Below are 19,134 nucleotides of genomic sequence, written 5' to 3'. Positions count from 1 at the left end.
CACCTAGGGGGTTCCCTCATTGGGTGGTCTCCGCCGCCGGTTCTAGCGTGTGCACGTGCCGCTCGCCCGGGCATACGGGGGTCTGTCCCGAGACTCCCGTGCAACCCCCCACGCCCGTGCGACCCCCCACCGGCAAAACTTGAGGAGACTCATGTTCGGGCTCGTCCGCACCGGATCCACCGCTCCCTCCGCCGTCGCGCGCCTGCCCGGCGGGACCGCCCGCAGTGTGCCGACCGCGCAAGGCTCCTGAGTAACCCTCAGGTGACAGACCGGGGGGCGTTGCGGGCCTCCACGAGCGGCCCGCAACGCCCCCTCTCCATGTCAGCCGCGCACCGTCCCGAAGCGGATGCCGTACCCACCCTCCGGGTGCATCGTCGCCAGCATCCGCTTCCCCTCCGCCACGACCTCGTCGCGCTGTGCGCCGGTGAGACGGCCGAAGGGTTCGACGACGAGGGCGTCGTCCAGCTTCCACAGTCCGGCCACGAAGCCGTCGACGAGCAGGACGCGGTGGGCCAGGTTTCCCTTCCAGGTGCGGCCCTTGTACTCGGGCGGGACGAGGCGGGTGCGGTCGGCGTGGGAGAGGAGCAGGTTGTCGAACTCGGGCAGGAAGCGCGGCGGCGCGGGCGTGTCTGGGTCGGGACGGGGCGCGTCGGGCAGGTCGAACAGCTCGGTGCCGTTCGGGTCCCGGAAGGTGACGAGGCGGGGACGGAGCCGTTCGAAGGCGTCCCTCAGGCGGGTCAGGCCCGCCCAGGTCTGCATGTCCTTCACGGAGGCCGGCCCGAAGGCGGCGAGGTAGCGCAGCACCGTCCCGTCCGGGGCCGGGGCGGGCGTCGCGGGGCGGCCGAGCCAGTGCTCGGCGGTGGTGAGCGTGACCTGACCGCTCCTCCCCCACAGGCCGCGCGGTGTCACCTGCACCAGCGGGAGCCGGCAGCGGGCGGCGACCGAGAGGGCCTGCGGGTCGGCGTCGGGCCACTCGGCGAGCAGCGCCTCGCGCAGCTGCCCCATGGTGCGCGGCTCCGCCTCGACCAGTTCACGGGCGAGGACGGTCAGCCGGTCCAGGTCGACGCACACGAGTCCCTTGCGGAAGTTGCCCAGTTCCCGGTCGCGGGCGGCCTGGACCAGCGGGCGCAGGGTGAGGCAGTCGTCGGCGGTGTGGGTGTGGATGGTCGAGCGCATGGTGACGAGGCGGGCGACTCGCCGGTCGGCCATCGGCGCGGACAGGGCGTCGGGCGTGAAGCCGTCGAGGCGGGCGGCGAGCGCGTAGTACGGGGGCTTCACGTTCTGGGCCTGGACCCCGACGAGGTGTGCGACGGCCGCCTCGGCGGACAGCGGCGCGCGGCGCAGCAGCAACTGCCGGGCCAGGGTGGCCCGGTTGAGGGCGCGGAGGCCGAGAACGGGGGCGTTCGTCGTACGTGCCTTGGGCGTCATGCCGTGCACGGTAGCCGTGGTCGCGGACGGCTTCTGTCCGCGATGCGGTCGCGCGGGCGGGGAGCCGCCGGGTCGGGGCACGTCCGGGAGCCGTACGGCCTGGCGTAGGTGTCCGACCAGGCGGCTCCCCGGGGAAGGAGGTCATCGGGCACGCCGTTCACGGCGGGGCCGGACCCCCATCCGGACGTGCGTCTCCAGCGGGTGCGGTGCCAGGGAGCGGCGGGCCTCGTCGAGGGCGCCGTGGGTGAGGCGTTCCAGTACCGGTCCGGGCGCGGCGCCGGGCTCCAGCAGCAGGCGTACGCGGGCCCGGGACCGTTTCGCGCCCGCGGGCAGCGTCACGTGGGCGCGGGCGACGCCGGGTGTGGCCTCGGCGCGCCGGGCGACGGCATCGGCCAGCGCGCGGGCGCGCAGGGTGAGGCGCGGGCCGGCCAGCGGCAGCCGGCGGTGGCCGCCGCGACGGACCTGAGTGAGGAGCCAGGTGAGGCACAGCAGGAGTGCGCAGGCCGTGCCGGTGACGGCCACCGGGGTCCACCAGCCGTGGTCGCGGAGGTCCGCGAGGCCCGCACGGTCCAGGAGCGCCGTGCCCGTGGCGGCGGGGCCGGGCCACCGTCCCGGCAGCCGCTCGGCGACGGGACCGGCCGTGGCGGCCAGCCATCCGCCGCCGCCCAGCAGGGCCGCGCCGGTCAGCGCGAGCAGGGTGCGATTGGCGGCGGTGCGCGACGAGTTCACGAGTCGGTCTCCTTCATGGCTGCACGGTGTCCGTCGTACGGCTGCCCCGCGTCGGGCGATCGCTTCGGGCGGGCGCCGGTCCCGGCGGGCGCCAGTAGGGCTCGGTGCGCAGGGTGACGCGGGGCTTCAGGGGCCTGGTCAGGCCGAGACCCGAGAGGGCCGTGTCCGTCGCGGCGCGGACGGCGGTGTGGGCCGTGTCCCGGTCGCCGAAGCCGAGGCGGGCGCGCAGGCGCACGCGCCGTCTGCCGCAGCGCACCCGGACGTCCGTCACGCCGGGCACCGCGGCGGCGGCGTCCCGCAGGAGTTCGGCGACGGCCGACCGGTCGAGCACTGCCCGCTGCCGGGTGTCCCCCGTCGCCGGGGCCATCGGGAGGACGCCGCGCAGGCCCGGGGTGAGCGCCAGCCACAGCAGCCAGGCGCCCAGGACGGCGGCGACGGCGCCGCCCGCGACGACCGCGCCGTCCCCGGGGCCGTGTGCCGCCAGCCAGTCGACCGCGCCCGTGCGCCACCTTGCGGGGCGCCGGCCGGCGAGGTGCACGGACAGCAGGTCGGTCAGGAGGACGGCGCACCCGGCCGCCGCGGCCAGGGACACCAGCGCGGCCGGGGCCCGCCGTGCCGACCAGGGGCGCCGGGCCCGGCCGGACGGCCGTTCCCGGTCGCCCGGGGGCGGTGGCGGCGCCGCCCGTTCCGCCGCCAGCGACTGGACGCGGACGGTCGCCGTCCGCACGGTGAGGCCGCTCAGCTCGGCGACCCGGTCCGCCATCCGGCCGCGGACCCGCTCCCCCGCCTCCCCGAGCGACGCCGGGTACGGCAGCCGCACGTCGACCAGGACTTCGGCACCGCGTCCGTGGACCGTCGCCGCGCCGTGCGCGACCTGGGCGCGCCTCCCGGCGAGGTCGGCTTCGGTCGCCGAGCGTTCCGCGATCCGGCGCACGGCGCGCTCGGCGACGACGGTCCGGCCCCGGTCGACGGGCGCCGTGCCGCCGGGGCGGGCGGGACCGGCGGGCACCGGTACGGCGCGGGTCGCCGCACCTCCGGGCACGGGCGCCGATCCGGTCCCGGCACCGGAGCCCACCACCACGGGCCCCGCCACCACCGCACCGCCCCCACCACCGGACGCCGTCCCCGCGCCGACCGGATCGGACCCGCCGTCGGGAGCCTGCGCCCCGCTCACCGCGTCCTCCGGTCGCCGGGTGCCAGGAACTCGCGCCAGTCCGTGCCGTTGTCCATCAGGCGCCCCACCACACCGCCGACCGCGCCCAGCGCGGCCACCAGCAGGAAAGCGCCGAAGCCGCCGAACCAGCCGGCGAAGGCCAGCGCCATGCCCGCCAGCATGCCGATCGCCGCTCTGTTCATCACGCACCTCCGCCTTCGCGAACCCGCCCGTCCCTTATTCCACGCGCGCCTCGGCGGGGCTCTCCGAGTCCTCGTCGTCCGGGAGGTGCACGTCGTTGACGGTGATGTTGACCTCGACGACCTCCAGGCCGGAGATCCGCTCGACCGCGTCGATCACGTTCTCCCGCACGTCCCGGGCGAGGTCGGCGATGGGAACGCCGTACTCGACGACCAGGTCCAGGTCGATGGCGGTCTGCCGCTCGCCGACCTCGACCTTCACGCCGCGTCCCACGTTGGGCCGGCCGCCGGGCACCCGGTCGCGGACCGCGCCGATGGTGCGGGACAGGCCGCCGCCCATGTCGTACACGCCGGGGATCTCCCGCGCCGCCATGCCCGCGATCTTCACGACCACGACGTCCGCGATGGAGGTGCGGCCCCGCGTGCCGGCCGGTTCGGTGGCCCCGGTGGAGCCGCCGCTCACGGTGGTCGCGCCGCCGCCCTGCGCGCTGCCGTTGCGCTTCTCCGTCGTGACCGCCTGCGGTGTCGTCGTCATGGTGTCCTCCGTGAACCGTTGGTCGTTTGGTGCTTCTGGACGTTGGACACGGGTGGCGGTACGGCGTTACGCGGTTCAGGGAGATTTCTTTCTCCGTGTCCTCGCGTAACGCCCGCGGTGGCCGGCGTGTCCAACCGGGGAACCCGCCCGGGGACCGTGGGAACGAGGAAGGGAGCGCGCGTGCCGGGGGACGACGAACTGCTCGCGGTGCGGGCCGCCGAGGGCGACGAGGACGCCTTCGAGGCGCTCGTGCGCCGGCACGCACCCGGGCTGCTGCGGCTCGCGGGGCGCATGCTGGGCAGCCCGTCCGAGGCGGAGGACGCCGTGCAGGACGCGTTCGTCAGCGCCTGGCGCAGGCTCCCGGAGTTCCGCGGGCAGTCGGCCTTCACCACCTGGATGCATCGCATCGTCGTCAACCGCTGCCTGAACATGCTGCGTGCCCGGCGTCCCGTGGCGGACCTGGACAGCGTGCCCGAGCCCGTCGCGCCGGACCACGTCGCCTCCCCCTCCCGGGCCGCCGAGTCGCACGCCGCCGCGGCGGAGCTGGGGCGGTCGCTGTCCGCGCTCTCCGCGGAGCAGCGGGTGTGCTGGGTGCTCAGAGAGCTGGAGGGCCTGTCGTACGAGACCATCGCGGAGACGGTCGGGATCAGCGCCGAGGCTGCCCGCGGCCGGGTGTTCCGCGCACGACGCTGCCTGACGGAGGCGATGACCGCATGGCGATGAACACCGGGGCGGAGCTGCCCGGGTCCGGCGCCGGACCCGGCGGCGCGGACGGCAACGCCGCCGACGACGACGAACGGCTGGCCTGCGGACGGCTGCTGTCCGAGGTGTGGGAGAGCCGGGAGGACGGGAGCGAGGACCCGCACCTGAGCGCCTGCCCGCACTGCGCGGCGGCCGTGCGGCAGCTGGACCTGCTCGGCGCGGCCGTGCGCGAGGCGTCGCGCGGTGAACGGGAGCCCGAGTGGGACGCCGGGGCGCTGACCGAGCGGGTCATGGACGTGGTCCGGCTGGAGCTGCGGCCCGGGCGGCCGCTGCCCCTCGGGGAGCGGGAGGAGGACCTGTGGGTGCGCGAGGCGATGGCCGCCAAGGCGCTGCGGGCCGCCGCCGAGACCGTCCCCGGTGTGCGCGCGGGTTCGTGCCGCGTCCGGCCCGGCGAGCGGGGCGGCGCGCCCACGCGCGGGCCGGTCCGGGTGCGGCTGGAGGTCGTGGTGCCGCTCGTGCCGGGGCTGCACGAGCTGGCGGAGGAGATCCGCCGGCGGGTGCGCGGGGCGGCGGACGACGCCCTCGGGCTGCCGGTGGAGCACGTGGACGTACACATCACCGACGTGGTCGACACCACGGAGGAAGAAGCGGAAGAAGAAGGAGAGGTACGACCGTGACCGCTGCCGCCACCGGCCGTGACGCGCTCGCCGGCACCGTCGCGCGGGTCGCCGCCGAGGTACCCGGTGTCGCGTTCCTGCGGCCGGGACTCGCCGAGCTGATCCGCGGTTCCGCCCGGACCGGCACCCCGGGTGCGGCCGGACGGACGCCCGCCGGGGTGCGGGTGACCCGGGGCTCCGGGACCGGCCCGTGGGAGGTGGACGTGCAGCTCGTCGTCCGCCGCGGCCACCGCGCCCTGACCGTCGCCCGCGCCGTCCGCGACGCGGTGAGCGCCGCGCTGGCCCGGACGGCACCCGGCGCGCAGGTGACGGTCACCGTCACCGGCGCCGTGTGAAGCGCCCGCCCCGGGGCACCCGTGCGCACTGTGCACGGACGAGACAGGATCCTGGTGACCGGCTGGTTCAGCTTCCTGCACGGGGAGGCGACCGCCGGGGACGTGCTGGCGCTGCGGCGGGTGGAGGAGGTGCTGGGGGGCGCCGGGCTCCCGTACGACGTGGTGTGGAGCCCCGGTTTCCGAGCGGACGGACTCCACTTCGCGGATGTGGAGCCGGCGGCGTACTCCCGGCTGGTCTTCGTGTGCGGGCCCGCGCACGGACCGCAGGTCGAGGAGTTGCACCGGCGGTTCGCGCACTGCCTGCGGATCGCCGTCGGCGTCTCCGTGGTCGACCCCGGCTCCCCGGCCGTCACCGGCTTCCACCGGGTGCTGGCCCGCGACGCCGCCGGCAGCGCTCCCACCCTGGACCTCGCCGCCCGCGCGCCCGCCCTGCCCGCCCGGCCCGTGGTCGGGGTCGTCCTCACCCACGGCCAGCACGAGTACGGCGGTCAGCGGCGGCACGAGGAGGTCGCCGCCGGGCTGACCGGTTGGCTGGCCGGCAAGGACTGCGCCCGGCTGGAGCTGGAGACCCGGCTCGACGCGCACGACTGGCGGCTGTGCGGCACGCCGGCCCAGTTGGAGGCCGTACTGGCCCGGCTGGACCTGGTCGTCACCGACCGGCTGCACGGGCTGGTGCTGGCGCTGCGGGCCGGGACACCGGTGCTGGCCGTGGACCCGGTCGCGGGCGGGGCGAAGGTGACGGCGCAGGCCCGCGCCTGCGGCTGGCCGGCGCTGGTGGCCGCCGAAGAGCTGACGGACGGGGTGCTGGAGCACTGGTGGGACTGGTGCCTGACCGGCGGGCGGGAGGAGGCCGGGCGGATCGGCGCCGGATTCCGCGCGGCGGACGCGGCCGGGGACGCCGCGGACGGTCTCGTGACGGCGCTGGAGGTGGCTCGGCCGGTCGGTTAGCCGCCGGCCCCCGGGGGCACTCGGTGGCCGTCGGTCCGCCGCCGGGAGGAGACATCGTGAGCATCGGCCGACTCCCCGAGCACGAGCAACGCATACTCGACGAGGTGGAGCGGGCGCTGAGCCGCGACCGCCGGCTGGACCGGCGCCTGCGCACCCTGCGACTGAGCCGCCGCCCCGACCCCACCCGCCTGCTGTCCTACCGCCCGCGCACCCTGACCGTCCTCCTGCTGCTCGTCCTGTCGGTCACCTTGCTGGTCACCGGCATCGTCACGTCCGCGCCCGGCGTGATCTGGGCGTTCGCCGCGGTGTGGCCGGTGACGCTGTTCGCGTCGTTCCGGCTGCTGTGCAGGTGGACGGAGGGTTAGTGCATCCACCCGCCTGCCCCCCACGAGCCCCGGAACCGGCCCCACGTCCCCTCGGCGCGGGGCCGGCCCGTGTGGTGGCCGGCGGCGGTGGCGGCCGGCTGGTCAGCCCGTGTAGCTGCGGGCCTTCGAGTCGCGCTGGGCGGGTTCCAGTGAGCGCAGGCGTGCCTCGACCTCCGGCGGCAGTACCCGGCGTTCGCGCAGCACCCACGGCAGGGCGGCCGTCGCCTCGGCGAAGGCGCGCAGGGAGGCGGCGTCGCGGGGGACGGTGCGGGCCAGGTGGAGGGTGCGGCGCAGGGCGGGGCCGGCCGGGCGGCGCAGCCAGGTGAACCACAGGGTGTTGCGGATGCCGTGCGCCCGTCGCAGGGTCGAGTCCCGTACGACGGACGGGTGGTGATGGATCGCCAGGTCGTCCGCGTACGTCAGCCACCAGCCGTCCGCCGCCAGGTCCGCGGCGAGCAGTTCCTCCTCGCCGCCCAGCCACAGCCGGGGGTGGAAGCCGCCCGCGGCGCGGAAGGCGTCGGTGCGCAGCACGGTCGCGGCGGCCAGGAACGACCCGAGGGCCGGTCCCGGGAGCCAGTCGGGGCGGGGCACGGGCGAGTCGCGCAGTTCCTTGACGATGGGGTCCTCGGTGCCGTCCGGTTCGACGAGGATGCGGGCGGTGACCGAGCCGACGGCCGGATACCGGTCGAGCAGGTCGGCGGCCCCGGCCAGGGAGCCCGGCGCCCACCAGGAGTCGTCGTCGCAGAAGGCGACGTAGGGGGTGCGGACCTGGCGGACGGCGAGGTTGCGGCCCACGGCGCCGAGGTTGCGGCCGGGGCGCAGGAGTTTCACCTGCGGGTGGTGGCGGGCGACGGCGGAGGCGGTGCCGTCGGTGGAGGCGTTGTCGGTGACGATCACCGGGGGCCGCTCCGGGAGTTCGGCGAGGCGGTCCAGGGTGCGCAGGAGTTCGGGGCGCCGGTTGTGGGTGATGACGACGACGGTGGTGCGGGTGTCCGTCATGAGGTGGCTCCGTTCGCCGTGTCCAGCAGGCGGGCGGCGCGCTCCACGTGCGGGGGCAGGGGCCTGCGGGCGCGCAGGGCGGCGGGCAGGCGGGTGAGCGTCTCGCGCAGGGCGCGCCGGGCGTGCGGGTCGTGGCGGGCGTCGGCGGCGAGGTCGCGGGTGCGGGCCAGGGCGTGCGGGAGGGGGCGGCGCAGCCAGGCGGTGAGGAGTTCGTTGCGGCGTACGACGGCGGGGCGGCCGGTGCGGGGGCCGGGGTCGGGGTGGTGGTGGGCGGTGACGTCGGGGCAGTGGGTGACGCCCCAGCCGCGGGCGGCGAGGTCGTAGGCGAGGAGGGTCTCCTCGGCGCCGAAGAAGAGCAGCGGGTGGTAGCCGCCGGCGTCGAGGTAGGCGGTGCGGCGGGCGACGGCGGCGCAGCCGAGGAAGCCGAGCACCTGGGTGCCGGGCAGGTCGGTGGCCGTGCCGAGGGGGGAGTCGGCGAGCAGGTCGTTGAGGGGGTCCGCGTCGTCGCCGGGCCCGACGAGGGTGCGGGCGGAGAGCAGGCCGAGCCTCGGGTGGGCGTCGAAGTGCCGGGCGGCGGCGGCGAGGGCGCCGGGTGCCCACCAGGAGTCGTCGTCGCTGAACGCCACGTACGGGGTGTCGAGGGCGCGGACGCCGTGGGTGCGGGCGAGGGCGCCGCGGTTGAACGGCAGGGACACCACCCGGACCTGCGGGAAGTCGCGGGCGAGCATGGCGGTGGTGTCGTCGGTGGAGGCGTTGTCGACGACGAGGACCTGGGGCCGCTCGGGCAGGGCGAGCAGGTTCCGCACGGTGACGGCGAGGCTCGCCGAGCGGTCGCGGGTGGCGATGACGACGCCGACGGGGGCGGCTTCGGTGCGGTCGGCGCGGGTTCGTTCACGGGTGGTCGAGGGGCCGTGACCGGTGGCGTGGTTCATGGTGCCTCTCCCAGGGCGTCGAGCGCGTGCAGGACGTCGTCGGTGCCGATCCGCAGCAGCGCGGGGTCGGTGTCGTGGCCGTGCGGGTCGCCGTCGGGGCCCGGGTGCCACAGGGCGCGGTGGCGGGGGTGGCCGGGCGGTCCCCAGCGGCTGGGCGGTACGGGGCCGAAGAGGGTGACGGAGGGCGTGGCGTGGGCCACGGCGAGGTGGGCGATGCCGGTGTCCCCGCTGACGACGGCGCGGGCGCCCGCCACCAGGGCGGAGAGCCGGTCGTAGGGCAGGCCGCCGCCGAACACGTCCGTGTCGGGCAGGTGGGCGAGCTTCGCCAGCCGGGCCACGAGGTCGCCCTCGTCCGCTCCCCCGGTGACGACGACCCGCCGCCCCCGCGCGCGCAGCGCTTCCGCGACGGCCGCGTACCGGTCCACGGGCCAGCAGCGGGAGGGGGCGCCGGCACCGGGGTGCAGGACGACGGCGCCGGGGGCGGGGGACGGTGCCTGCGGTCGGGGCAGGCGCAGGTCGGCCGGGTCGGCCTCGATGCCGTACGCCTCCAGCAGCCGGCACCACCGGTCCCGCTCGTGTTCCTCGGCGTACCAGGGCGGCCCGTCGACCTCCGGCGTCTCCGGGTGCGCGAAGGCCAGCAGTCTCCGTGGGCCGAGGCCCATGAGCAGGCGGTGGCTGGGCGGTCCGTTGCCGTGCAGGTCCACGGCGACGTCGGGCGGCGGGCCGGTCCAGTCGAGGGAGCGCGGGACGGCACGGCCGGGCTCGGCGGCGGGCAGCAGCCGGTCCACGGCGCCGGTCGCGGCGGCCACGGGCGCCAGCTCGGCGGGGGCGGCCAGCACCAGTTCGTGCGCGGGGTAGGCGCGCCGCAGCGCCCGGAGCGCCGGCACCCCGGCGAGCAGGTCCCCGAGCCCGAGGGCCCGCAGCACGAGCACCCGGGGCCGCGTGGCGCCGGCGGCTCCGTGCGCCGGAACGGCGTCCGTCGCGCTCCGGCCCGGTGTGCTGTCCGGCGCCGGGGGGCGCGGGTCGGGCGGGCGGGCCGTCCCGCCGGGCGGCGGGTGCACGGGGTCCCCGGTCGCGGGGCCGTCGGCGGACACCGGACCGGCGAACACCGGCCCCTCCGCCGTGGCCGCACCGCCGGCGAAGGCCGTGAGCCCGAGCCTCGCGGACGCGGGCAGCGATCCGGCGGACACCGCCCCGACCGCCCCGGCCACCGGCGCGCCGCCGGGTGCCGGAGTCTTCGCCCGCCGGGCGGGTTCGGTGCCGGTCCTGTCGGGGCGGGCACGGGCACCCGGCGTCGGTGCCTCGGCGGACCGCGGCGGTGGCGGGGCGGCGGCGCGGGCCCGGCCCGGCGTGCCGTGGGTCATCGCACGCCCTCCGCCGCGCGGGCCATCAGGGCCGTCGAGGAGCGGCCGTCCAGGTAGGGCAGGAGGACCGCCTGGCCGCCCCATTCCTGGAGGAGGGCGGCCTCGGGGAGGTCCGCGCCGGCGTAGTCGCCGCCCTTGACCCACACGTCGGGGCGCAGGTCGCCGAGGAGGCGTTCGGGGGTGTCCTCGTCGAAGACGGCGACCGCGTCGACGCACGCGAGGGCGCGCAGGACGCGGACGCGGTCGGCGAGGGGGTTGACGGGGCGGCCGTCGCCCTTGCGGCGCTGGACGGAGGCGTCGGAGTTGACGCAGACGACCAGGCAGTCGCCGAGCCGCCGGGCGGCCTGGAGGAGGCCGACGTGTCCGGCGTGCAGCAGGTCGAAGCAGCCGCCGGCGGCGACCACCGTGCCGTGCTGGGCGCGGACGCGGTCGGCCAGGGCGTGCGGGTCGTCGGTGTCGGGGGCGGCGGCCGCCGGGCCGTCGGCGGCGGGGGGCAGGGCGCCCGCGCCGCCGGCGGCGACGAACGCCGTCGCGGCGGCGACCGCGCCCTCGACGGCCTCCCCCACCAGCACCCCGTCGGCGAGCAGCCCGGCGGCGGTGGCGGCGAAGCGGTCGCCGGCGCCGCAGGAGTCGCCGTGGTGGGCGGCGGGCGCGGGGACGAGGAGGGGGTGTTCGCCGTAGGAGAGGAGGGCGCCGCGGGAACCGAGGGTCACCGTCACCGCGGCCACCCGCCAGTCCCGTACGAGGGCGGCGGCGTGCTGCGCGGCGGCGCGCAGGCCGCCGCCCGGGTGGCCGTCGCGGGGTGCGAAGCCGTGCGCCTCCTTCTCGGCGGGTGTCACCAGCCGGGTGCCGGGCACCGGCGGGCCCCCGCGCGGGTGCGGGTCCCAGACCAGCGGCGGCCGCTCGGCCAGTACGTCCCGCAGGGCGTCGGCGGCGCCGCGGCCGTAGTCGGAGACGAGGACGGCCCGGGCGGAGCGCAGCGCCGCGCGGGCCTCGTCGGTGGCCTCGCGGACCCGGCCGCCGCCGCGGTCGAGGCGGACGACGGGACGGTCCTGCGCCAGGACCCGGGTCTTCTCGGGCAGGGTGCCGGTCAGGGGCAGCGGGATCAGCGTCAGCCAGGGTTCCAGCAGTTCGCGCAGGGCCCGGCCGGCCGGGTCGTCGCCCAGGCCGGTGATCAGCGTGACGTCGCGGCCGTCGCGGGCGGCGAGGTACGCGGCGAGGGCCGCGCCGCCCGGCCGTACGCGTTCCGCGCACTCGGCGACCACCGGGACCGGCGCGTCGGGGGCGAGCCGGTCGGCGGAGCCGGAAAGGTCGCGGTCGAGCAGGGCGTCGCCGACCACGACCAGGGGCGCCTTGCCGGTCGTGCGTCCCGTCATCCGTCGTGTCACCTTCCCGTCCCCTTTCCGCCCGCGCCCCGTTCCAGGGCGGCGTCGAAGGCCGCGCAGATCATGTGGACGGCGACCAGGTGGATCTCCTGCACGGTGGCCGTCGAGGCGGCGTCCACGCACAGCGACTCGTCGCTGCCCGCCATCAGCGGGTTGGGCGCGCAGCCGGTCAGCGCCCACACCCGTACGCCGGCCGCGCGGGCCGCGTCGGCGGCGGACAGCAGGTTGGCGCTGGCGCCGGACGTGGACAGCAGCATCAGGACGTCGCCTTCGCGGCCGTGGGCGCGGACCTGGCGGGCGAACACCTCGTCGACGCCGTAGTCGTTGGCGATGGCGGTGGTGGAGGAGGTGTCGGCGTGCAGGGCGATGGCGGAGAACGGGGGCCGGTCGTCGCGGTAGCGGCCGACCAGTTCGGCGGTGAGGTGCTGGGCCTGGGCGGCGCTGCCGCCGTTGCCCGCGGCCAGCAGCCGGCCGCCGCCGCTCAGGACGGCCGCGAGCCGGTCGCCCCAGCGCTGGGTGACGTGCGCGGAGGCGCGGAACGCCCCCAGCGCGTCCTGGAGTTCGTCGCAGTGCCCCACGACGGGCGGGTGCACGGTCATCACGCCACCTCCTTCGACAGTGCGTGGTCGGCGAGGGTCAGGCGGTACACCTGTTCCGCGCCGTCGGCGACGCGCGCCCAGGTGTAGTGCCTGAGGACGCGTTCGCGGCCGTTCCTGCCGTACTGGCGGCGCAGCCGTTCGTCGGCGAGGAGTTCGCGGGCGGCTTCGGCGATGGCGCCGGGGTCCTGCGGGGTGACGAGGCGGCCCGTGGTGCCGTCGGCGACGGAGTCGCGGTGACCGCCGACGTCGGTGGCGAGGACGGGCACGCCGCAGGCCATCGCCTCCAGCGGCACGATGCCGAAGGGTTCGTAGACGGGGGTGCACAGCACCAGGTCGGTGCTGCGGAGCAGGGCCGGCATGTCCTCGGGGTCGACGGCGCCGAGGAGCCGGACCCGGTCGGCGACGCCGGTGCGGTGCGCGAGCGCGGTCAGGCGCTGGGCCTCGGGGTCGGCGTCGAGGCCGCCGGCGGGCGGGCCGCCCGCGATGAGGAGTTCGGTGTCGGGGACGTCGGCCAGTGCACGGATGGCCTGGTCGTAGCCCTTGCGCGGCACGAGCCGGCCGCAGGCGAGCAGCCGGTGGCGCTGCTTGCGGTCGGGGGTGCGGCCGGTGTCGGCGGTCGGGCTGAAGTGCTCGGCGTCCACGCCGCAGGGCACGACGGAGACCTGGCGGGGCGGTACGCCCATGTCGCCGAGTTCCACGACCTCGTCGGTGCAGGTGGCCAGGACCCGTTCGCAGGAGCGGCCGATCTGCCGTTCGATGCCGATGCGTTCGTAGGGGCTGGTGTCCCGCATGCCCTGGTGGCGGCGCTTGACGGTGCCGAGGGCGTGGAAGGTCTGCACGAGCGGGACGCCGAGCGGGCGGGCGCCGATCTGGGAGGCCATGCCGGACATCCAGAAGTGGGCGTGCACGACGTCGGGGCGCTCCCGCGCCCAGGCGCGGGCCAGGTGGGCGCCGAAGGCGGGCATGTGCGGGAAGAGTTCGTCCTTGGGGACGGCCGCGGGCGGTCCGGCCGGCACGTGCTCGACGACCGCGCCGCCGGGCAGCGGCACCCGGTCGGGCAGGTCGGTGGCGTCACGGCGGGTGTAGACCGTGACGTCGTGGCCGCGCTTGGCCAACTCCTCGGTGAGGCGGGCCACGTAGACGTTCTGTCCACCGGCGTCGACGCCGCCGAGCGCGGCGAGCGGGCTCGCGTGCTCGGACACCATGGCGATCCTCATCGGGTCACCTCCTTCAGCAGCCGCTCCCAGTCGTCCAGGAAGCGGGACAGCCCGTAGCGGGACAGGGCCGCCGCACGGGCACCGTCGCCGACGGTCCGCGCGTGCAGCGGGTCGGCGAGGAAGTCGCGTACGGCGTCGGTCAGTACGTCGATGCGGTTGGAGACCACTCCGGCGCCCGGGGGCACGGCCTCGGTGACCTCGGTGGTGGCGAGGGCGACCACGGGCATGCCCAGGTGCATGGCCTCCAGGAGGGAGAGCCCGAGGGAGGTCCAGCGGACGGGGTGGAGGTAGACGCGGCGGCGGGCCAGTTCGGTGTGCAGGTCGCTCTGGGGGACGTCCTGGGTGCGGCAGCGCTCGGGGTCGACGCCGATGTGCTCGGCGAGGCCTTCGGTGCGCATGCCGAAGACGTCGAGCGGGGCGGCGCGGGAGAAGGCGGGGAGCAGGTCGGTGCCGGTCGTACGGCCGCGCCGGATCGGCTCGTTGACGACGACGGCGGCGCGTTCCAGCTCGCCGGTCCAGCGGTGGCCGGGGTCGACGATGCCGTGCTCGATGACGGTCGTCTCGGCCGTCCCCGCGTCCCACATCAGCCGGTTGAAGTGGGTGACGTGGACGAGGGTGACGCCGGGAAGATCTGCGGCGGGGTGCCGGGTGTCGGGCACGTCGCCGTCGGGGGCGTTGTGCTCCAGGTACACGATCGGCGGCCGACGTCCCAGCCACTGGTCGACCAGGGCGATCTCGTGCGGCCGCTGGACGATCACCAGATCGATGTCCTCGTCCCGCAGCCGCTCCGGCGGTACTTCGACCACGGAGCCGGGCCAGTCCCAGGTGCGGGCGCGGCCGAGGCCGTCGGGTCCGCGGTCCGGGGTGACGGGGACGAGGTAGGTGTGCGGGCCCTGCACGAAGGCCGTGGTCCACGACCCGTGCACGTGCCAGATGAGGATCCTCATGCCTCCCCCAGGAGTTTCTCGACGGCGGCCGCCACGTCGGTGGCCGTGACGGTGTTCAGGCAGGGGTGGCCGGGGACGGGGCAGTCCCGGGCCCGGCTGTCGGCGCAGGGCGCGCCCTGGTCGCCGAGCAGGACGTACGGGACGCCGTACGGCCGCCAGCGCTCCGCCGGTACGACGGGGGCGAACAGGGACACGACCGGGGTGCCGACGGCCGCCGCGAGGTGGGCGGGCGCGGTGTTGCCGGTGACGACGACGGACGCGCCCGCGAGGACGCCGGACAGCTCCGGGGCCTCGGTGCGGCCGCCGAGGTCGGTGCCGTGCTCACCGGCCACGTGGGCGGTGAGGTCGCGTTCGTCGGGGCCGCCGGTGACCAGGACGCGGTGCCCGGCGGCGGCCAGTTCGCGCACCGCCTCGGCGCTGCGTTCGGCGCTCCAGGCTCGGGCGGGGACGCTGGCGCCGGGGTGGAGGACGACGTACGGGCCGGGGCCGGTCAGGTCGTCGGTGCGGGGCGGTGTGCGTACCCGCAGCCGTCCGTCGTCGGGCCGCGGGAAGCCCGCCGCCTCGGCGAGGTCCAGCGCCGCCTCGGCCTCGTGGGCGTGCGGGGCGCGCTGGTGGCGCAGGTCGAGCAGGGAGCCGGGGTAGTCCACGCTGTCCGCGGCGATGCGGCGGACGCCGGCCAGGCGCAGCACCAGGGCGGTGGGCAGCGGGGACTGGTGGAAGGAGGTGAGGACGAGTGCCGTGTCGGCGTCGATCCGTTCCACCAGCGCGTCGATGTCGGCCCGGTCGACGTCGGGCGGCCGGAACCCGCCCCACGGCGCGTCCCAGACCAGCACCTCGTCCACGCCGGGCAGCAGGCGGGCGGCGGGCGCGCCGCGCGATCCGCACAGCATGGTGACGTGACCGGCGCGGGCGGCGACGGCGCGCACGGCGGGCCCGGCGAGCAGCACGTCGCCGAAGCTGTCGAGCCGGGTGACCAGGGCTTTCATCGCGGCCTCCCACGGGTGTCCACGGCAGCACGCGTCCCGGCCGCCTCGGCGCCGGCGGCCTCCCGGCGGGGCTCCTGACCGGAGCCCGGGGTGCCCGGGGCTCCGCCGCTGTGCGAGCGGCGACCGGGGCGTCGGCCGTTCCGGTCGGGGCCACCGGTCCCCGGGACGCCTTCATGGCCGTCGGTTCCCGGGGCGGCCTCGCAGGCCGTCAGCCCACCGTCCGCGCCCGCGTCGTACGCCGCCTCGATGGGGCGTTCGTCCGTCAGGTCGCGGCCCGTGGGTGGGCCGGCCAGTACCGCGCGTACCGCGGTCAGGAGGTCCGGGGCGACGTGGGCGGCGGTCCTCGTCTCCTCGGGACGGGTGCGGTCGTTGGGGACGAGGATGCCGTGGGCGCCGGCGCGTTCGGCGGCCTCCATGTCGGCGCCGATGTCGCCGATGACGACGCAGTCGGCGGGGCCTGCGCAGACGCGGCCGGCGGCCCAGAGGATCATGCCGGGCTGCGGCTTGCGGCAGTGGCAGCCGTCGTCGGGGCCGTGCGGGCAGACGGCCCAGACGTCGAAGGGGCCGACGAGTTCGTCGATCCGCCGGTTGACGTGGCGGACGTCGGCGTCGGTGATCAGGCCGCGGGCGACGCCGGACTGGTTGGTGACGACGCCGACACGGATGCCGTGGTCGCGCAGCAGCGCCACCGCCTCGCGGGCGCCGTCGACGGGCCGGACCAGGTCGGGGTCGCCGTTGTAGGGCACGTCGTGGACGAGGGTGCCGTCGCGGTCGAAGAGGACGGCCTTGACGGGGCTCATGCCGCCACCTCCCGCCAGGCGGGGGCTTGGCGGTGCCGCCACTCGCCGGTCAGCCGGTGCCAGGTCGCGGCGGGCGGGATGAGGGCGCTGGTCGCCAGCATCGTGACGACCTCGTCGCGGGTGCGCGGTCCGGGGGCGATGCGGGCCCAGGCGAAGTCGGCGGTGCCCGCGGCCCAGCCGAGCCCGGCGACCGCGGCGGCCCGGGGGCGGCCGGCGGCGGCGAGGGCGAGGGCGGTGAGGCCGGCGGCGGTGATCGCCGCGTGGCGGCGGATGCGGCCCCGGGGCGCCACCGCCTTGGCCCACCAGTCGGGGCCGTGCAGCCGCCGCATCAGGGCGTCGTCGGCGTTGCCGCGCTGCTGTTTGAGGGACACCCAGCGGGAGGCGTCGCGCACGGGGTGGCGGGTGGTGCGGCGGCCCCGCCGGATGCGCCAGCCCGCGTCGAGGACGCGCAGTGCCAGGTCGGCGTCCTCGCGGAAGGCGCGGGGGAAGCGTTCGTCGAAGCCGCGGACCTGCTTCAGCACGTCGGTCCGGTAGGCCATGTCGGCGGTGATCCAGCGGGCCTGTGCGAGGCCGGCGGTGCCGCGCTCCCAGTCGGTGGGGCGGCGTTCGCCGGGCAGCGGCACGGCGATCACGCCCTGCACGGCGCCGGTGTCGGGGGCCGCCTCGGCGAGGTCCTGCACCAGCTGGTCGCACCAGTGCGGGCCGACCTGGACGTCGTCGTCGAGGAAGGCGGTCCAGGGCGAGGTCACCGCGCGGATGCCGGTGTTGCGGGCGGCGGCGGGGCCCCGGCCCCCGCTGCGCAGTACCACCGTGCGCTCGCGCAGGTCGCCGAGGACGGTCAGGGCGTGTTCCAGCGCCTGCGGGTCGGCGTCGGGGCCGGGCCGGTCGTCGACGAGGACGATCTCGTCGGGGCCGGGGCCGGTCGCGGCGGCGAGCGCGGCCAGGCAGTCGGCCAGCGTCGCGCGGGCGAGCGTGGGGACGACCACGGCGTAGCCCGTCATGGCGCCACCGGTCACGGGATCGCCGCTCATCCGAACGCCCTCCCCCGGCGCACCGCGAACGGGCCGATGGCCAGCAGGTCCACGGGCGCGGAGCCGAAGCACTCCAGGGCGTCGCGCGGGTCGTCGACCATGGGTCGCCCGGCGGTGTTGAGGCTGGTGTTGACGACGACGGGCAGTCCGGTGCGCTTCTCGAAGGAGGCCAGCATCCGCGCGACCAGCGGCTCGCGGCGCTCCTCGACGGTCTGGATGCGGGCGGTGCCGTCGACGTGGGCGACGGCCGGGATGCGGTCCCGCCAGGCGGGGGCGACGTCGTGCACGAAGAGCATGTACGGGCTGGGGATCGGGCCGGTGAAGATGTCGGCGGCGCGGTCGGCCAGCACCATCGGCGCGACGGGCCGGAACTCCTCGCGTCCCTTGACGTGGTTGAGGCGTTCCAGGTTCTCGGCGCGGCCCGGGTGGGCCATCAGGGAGCGGTGCCCGAGGGCGCGCGGGCCGAACTCGCTGCGGCCCTGGAACCAGGCGACGACGCCGTCCCGGGCCAGTTCCTCGGCGACCGTCTCGGCGATGTCGTCCGGCTCCTCGTACGGGATCGCGGCCGTCTCCAGCCAGGCCCGGATCTCGTCGTCGCTCCAGCCGCGGCCGAGATCGGCGCCGGGCATCGGCTCGGGGGCGGCGCCCTCCTGGGCGGCGGCGACGTGCAGGGCGCCGCCGAGGGCGGTGCCCGCGTCACCGGCAGCGGGCTGCACCCACACGTGGCGGTACGGGCCGCGCGCGGCGATCTTCGAGTTGGCGACGCAGTTCAGGGCGACACCGCCGGCCATGGTGAGCGCCTGGCCGCCGGCCTCGCGGTGCAGCCAGTGGACGAGTTCGAGGAGCAGTTCCTCCAGCACGGCCTGGGTGCTCGCGGCGAGGTCCGCGTGGTCCCTGGTCCAGTCCTCGCCCTTGGCGCGCGGCGGCGCGAGGGCCGCCCAGTCGACGCCGTGGGCGCGGAAGCCGCCGTCGCCGGTGGCGTGGACGTGCTCGCGCAGTCGGTCCACGAACCGGGGTTTCCCGTAGGAGGCGAGGGCCATCACCTTGTACTCGTCGCTGCTGCGCAGGAAGCCGAGGTGCTCGGTCAGTTCCTCGTAGACGAGGCCCAGCGAGTGCGGGAGCGCCTGCGTGGCGAGGGTGTCGAGCTTGCCGTCGCGGTAGCGGCCGGCCAGGTGGGAGGCGGACTCGCCGCGTCCGTCGAGGACGAGGACGTCGTTGTCGGGGTGCGGTGAGGCCGGTCCGGCGGAGGCGGCGTGCGCCACGTGGTGCGGGACGAAGACCACCTGGTCGGGGTCGAGTCCGGGCAGCGCCTCGGCGAGGAACTCGGGCGCCCGGCGGGCGTACTCCAGCCGCAGCGGGTCCCAGGGGTCGTCGAGGCCCATGTCCCGGGCGGGCCGGGCGAGCCCCGGGTCGAAGGAGTACGCGACGGCGTCCAGCTCCTCGGGCCGCACCCCGGCGTGCTCCAGGCACCACCGCGCCGACAGCTCCGGCACCTCCCACGCCGAGAACGGCACCGGCCGCTTGCCGTGCTTGCGGCGGCTGAAACGCTCTTCCTCGGCGGCCGCGACGGTCCGGCCGTCGACGACGAGTGCGGCGGCCGGGTCGTGGAACAGGGCGTTGATACCAAGGATGCGCATGGGTGGTGCTCCGTCCCGGGCGACTGCTGGGGGCTCTCCGGCTTCTGTGGTCACTCCGGTCTCGCGGGTGCCGCAGTGCAGCTGGGTCAAACACTTGGAGACAACTCAGTTCCAGGAATGAGCGGACATATCACGGAGTGTGATGGTCTGCGGGTCCGCTCTCGG

At 76.8% G+C, this 19,134-nt stretch carries 20 protein-coding genes and 1 pseudogene; 5 read left to right on the top strand and 16 right to left on the bottom strand.

The annotated features are described in order from the left end of the window. Positions 1-321 precede the first annotated feature (321 nt). From KUM03_RS01120 to KUM03_RS01100, 5 genes are all read right to left on the bottom strand, one after another. A complete protein-coding gene (locus KUM03_RS01120; protein ID WP_217244933.1) occupies positions 322-1,428 on the bottom strand; it encodes a winged helix DNA-binding domain-containing protein in 1,107 nt (368 codons plus the stop codon). Positions 1,429-1,569: 141 nt separating this feature from the next. After that, positions 1,570-2,157 (bottom strand): hypothetical protein, encoded by a 588-nt coding sequence (locus KUM03_RS01115; RefSeq protein WP_217244932.1) that lies wholly within the window; start codon positions 2,155-2,157, stop codon positions 1,570-1,572. A 13-nt stretch (positions 2,158-2,170) separates the two neighbouring features. After that, complete coding sequence (locus tag KUM03_RS38975; protein WP_217244931.1) at positions 2,171-3,331, bottom strand: DUF6286 domain-containing Asp23/Gls24 family envelope stress response protein; 1,161 nt, start codon at positions 3,329-3,331, stop codon at positions 2,171-2,173. Next, positions 3,328-3,513, bottom strand: a complete 186-nt coding sequence (locus tag KUM03_RS01105; protein ID WP_217244930.1) for a hypothetical protein — start codon at positions 3,511-3,513, stop codon at positions 3,328-3,330. Before KUM03_RS01105 ends, KUM03_RS38975 begins: the two co-directional genes overlap by 4 nt. Positions 3,514-3,547: 34 nt before the next feature. Then, complete coding sequence (locus KUM03_RS01100) at positions 3,548-4,045, bottom strand: Asp23/Gls24 family envelope stress response protein (RefSeq protein ID WP_217244928.1); 498 nt, start codon at positions 4,043-4,045, stop codon at positions 3,548-3,550. A gap of 180 nt (positions 4,046-4,225) precedes the next feature. Between KUM03_RS01100 and KUM03_RS01095 the strand changes: the two genes are divergently transcribed. From KUM03_RS01095 to KUM03_RS01075, 5 genes are read left to right on the top strand one after another with little or no spacing between them, the layout of a single operon-like run. After that, the gene (locus KUM03_RS01095) at positions 4,226-4,768 is read left to right on the top strand and encodes an RNA polymerase sigma factor (RefSeq protein WP_217244927.1); all 543 of its coding nucleotides are present in this window, start codon (positions 4,226-4,228) and stop codon (positions 4,766-4,768) included. Continuing rightward, positions 4,759-5,424, top strand: a complete 666-nt coding sequence (locus tag KUM03_RS01090; protein WP_217244925.1) for an Asp23/Gls24 family envelope stress response protein — start codon at positions 4,759-4,761, stop codon at positions 5,422-5,424. The genes KUM03_RS01095 and KUM03_RS01090 overlap by 10 nt, the downstream gene beginning before the upstream one ends. Further along, positions 5,421-5,759 (top strand): Asp23/Gls24 family envelope stress response protein, encoded by a 339-nt coding sequence (locus tag KUM03_RS01085; protein ID WP_217244923.1) that lies wholly within the window; start codon positions 5,421-5,423, stop codon positions 5,757-5,759. Before KUM03_RS01090 ends, KUM03_RS01085 begins: the two co-directional genes overlap by 4 nt. 54 nt (positions 5,760-5,813) lie before the next feature. Then, positions 5,814-6,707, top strand: coding sequence for a polysaccharide pyruvyl transferase family protein (locus KUM03_RS01080; RefSeq protein ID WP_217244921.1), 894 nt, complete (start codon positions 5,814-5,816; stop codon positions 6,705-6,707). A gap of 56 nt (positions 6,708-6,763) precedes the next feature. Next, positions 6,764-7,072, top strand: a complete 309-nt coding sequence (locus KUM03_RS01075; RefSeq protein WP_217244920.1) for a DUF3040 domain-containing protein — start codon at positions 6,764-6,766, stop codon at positions 7,070-7,072. A gap of 102 nt (positions 7,073-7,174) precedes the next feature. On the opposite strand, the gene KUM03_RS01070 is transcribed toward KUM03_RS01075, so the two are convergent. The 11 genes and pseudogenes from KUM03_RS01070 to KUM03_RS01020 form a co-directional block, all read right to left on the bottom strand. Then, positions 7,175-8,071 carry a glycosyltransferase family 2 protein gene (locus tag KUM03_RS01070; RefSeq protein WP_217244919.1) on the bottom strand — a complete coding sequence of 299 codons (897 nt, stop codon included), beginning with the start codon at positions 8,069-8,071 and terminating at the stop codon, positions 7,175-7,177. Next, entirely contained in the window at positions 8,068-9,003 is a 936-nt protein-coding gene (locus tag KUM03_RS01065) for a glycosyltransferase family 2 protein (protein ID WP_217244917.1), read from the bottom strand. The genes KUM03_RS01070 and KUM03_RS01065 overlap by 4 nt, the downstream gene beginning before the upstream one ends. Beyond that, the gene (locus KUM03_RS01060) at positions 9,000-9,935 is read right to left on the bottom strand and encodes a glycosyltransferase family 9 protein (protein WP_308406226.1); all 936 of its coding nucleotides are present in this window, start codon (positions 9,933-9,935) and stop codon (positions 9,000-9,002) included. Before KUM03_RS01060 ends, KUM03_RS01065 begins: the two co-directional genes overlap by 4 nt. 428 nt (positions 9,936-10,363) lie before the next feature. Continuing rightward, positions 10,364-11,743, bottom strand: a complete 1,380-nt coding sequence (rfaE2, locus tag KUM03_RS01055) for a D-glycero-beta-D-manno-heptose 1-phosphate adenylyltransferase (RefSeq protein ID WP_217244916.1) — start codon at positions 11,741-11,743, stop codon at positions 10,364-10,366. An 8-nt stretch (positions 11,744-11,751) separates the two neighbouring features. Then, the gene (locus KUM03_RS01050; RefSeq protein WP_217244914.1) at positions 11,752-12,351 is read right to left on the bottom strand and encodes an SIS domain-containing protein; all 600 of its coding nucleotides are present in this window, start codon (positions 12,349-12,351) and stop codon (positions 11,752-11,754) included. Then, positions 12,351-13,568: a glycosyltransferase family 1 protein gene (locus KUM03_RS01045; RefSeq protein ID WP_217244913.1), complete on the bottom strand. Its 1,218-nt coding sequence runs from the start codon at positions 13,566-13,568 to the stop codon at positions 12,351-12,353. Before KUM03_RS01045 ends, KUM03_RS01050 begins: the two co-directional genes overlap by 1 nt. Further along, positions 13,565-14,515 carry a glycosyltransferase gene (locus tag KUM03_RS01040; RefSeq protein WP_217244911.1) on the bottom strand — a complete coding sequence of 317 codons (951 nt, stop codon included), beginning with the start codon at positions 14,513-14,515 and terminating at the stop codon, positions 13,565-13,567. The genes KUM03_RS01045 and KUM03_RS01040 overlap by 4 nt, the downstream gene beginning before the upstream one ends. Beyond that, positions 14,512-15,501, bottom strand: a complete 990-nt coding sequence (locus tag KUM03_RS01035) for a glycosyltransferase family 9 protein (RefSeq protein WP_217244909.1) — start codon at positions 15,499-15,501, stop codon at positions 14,512-14,514. Before KUM03_RS01035 ends, KUM03_RS01040 begins: the two co-directional genes overlap by 4 nt. Positions 15,502-15,728: 227 nt before the next feature. Further along, a pseudogene (locus KUM03_RS01030) lies at positions 15,729-16,301 on the bottom strand (D-glycero-alpha-D-manno-heptose-1,7-bisphosphate 7-phosphatase); the annotation flags it as partial. Then, a complete protein-coding gene (locus KUM03_RS01025) occupies positions 16,298-17,332 on the bottom strand; it encodes a glycosyltransferase (RefSeq protein ID WP_254398640.1) in 1,035 nt (344 codons plus the stop codon). The pseudogene KUM03_RS01030 and the gene KUM03_RS01025, both read right to left, overlap by 4 nt. Then, positions 17,329-18,969, bottom strand: a complete 1,641-nt coding sequence (locus tag KUM03_RS01020) for a carbamoyltransferase C-terminal domain-containing protein (protein ID WP_217244908.1) — start codon at positions 18,967-18,969, stop codon at positions 17,329-17,331. Before KUM03_RS01020 ends, KUM03_RS01025 begins: the two co-directional genes overlap by 4 nt. Positions 18,970-19,134 lie beyond the last annotated feature (165 nt).

Source organism: Streptomyces sp. AC602_WCS936, from assembly GCF_019049125.1.
GTDB lineage: Bacteria > Actinomycetota > Actinomycetes > Streptomycetales > Streptomycetaceae > Streptomyces.
The sequence above is the reverse complement of the archived record's forward strand: the minus strand, read 5'-3'. Positions and strand labels throughout refer to the sequence as shown.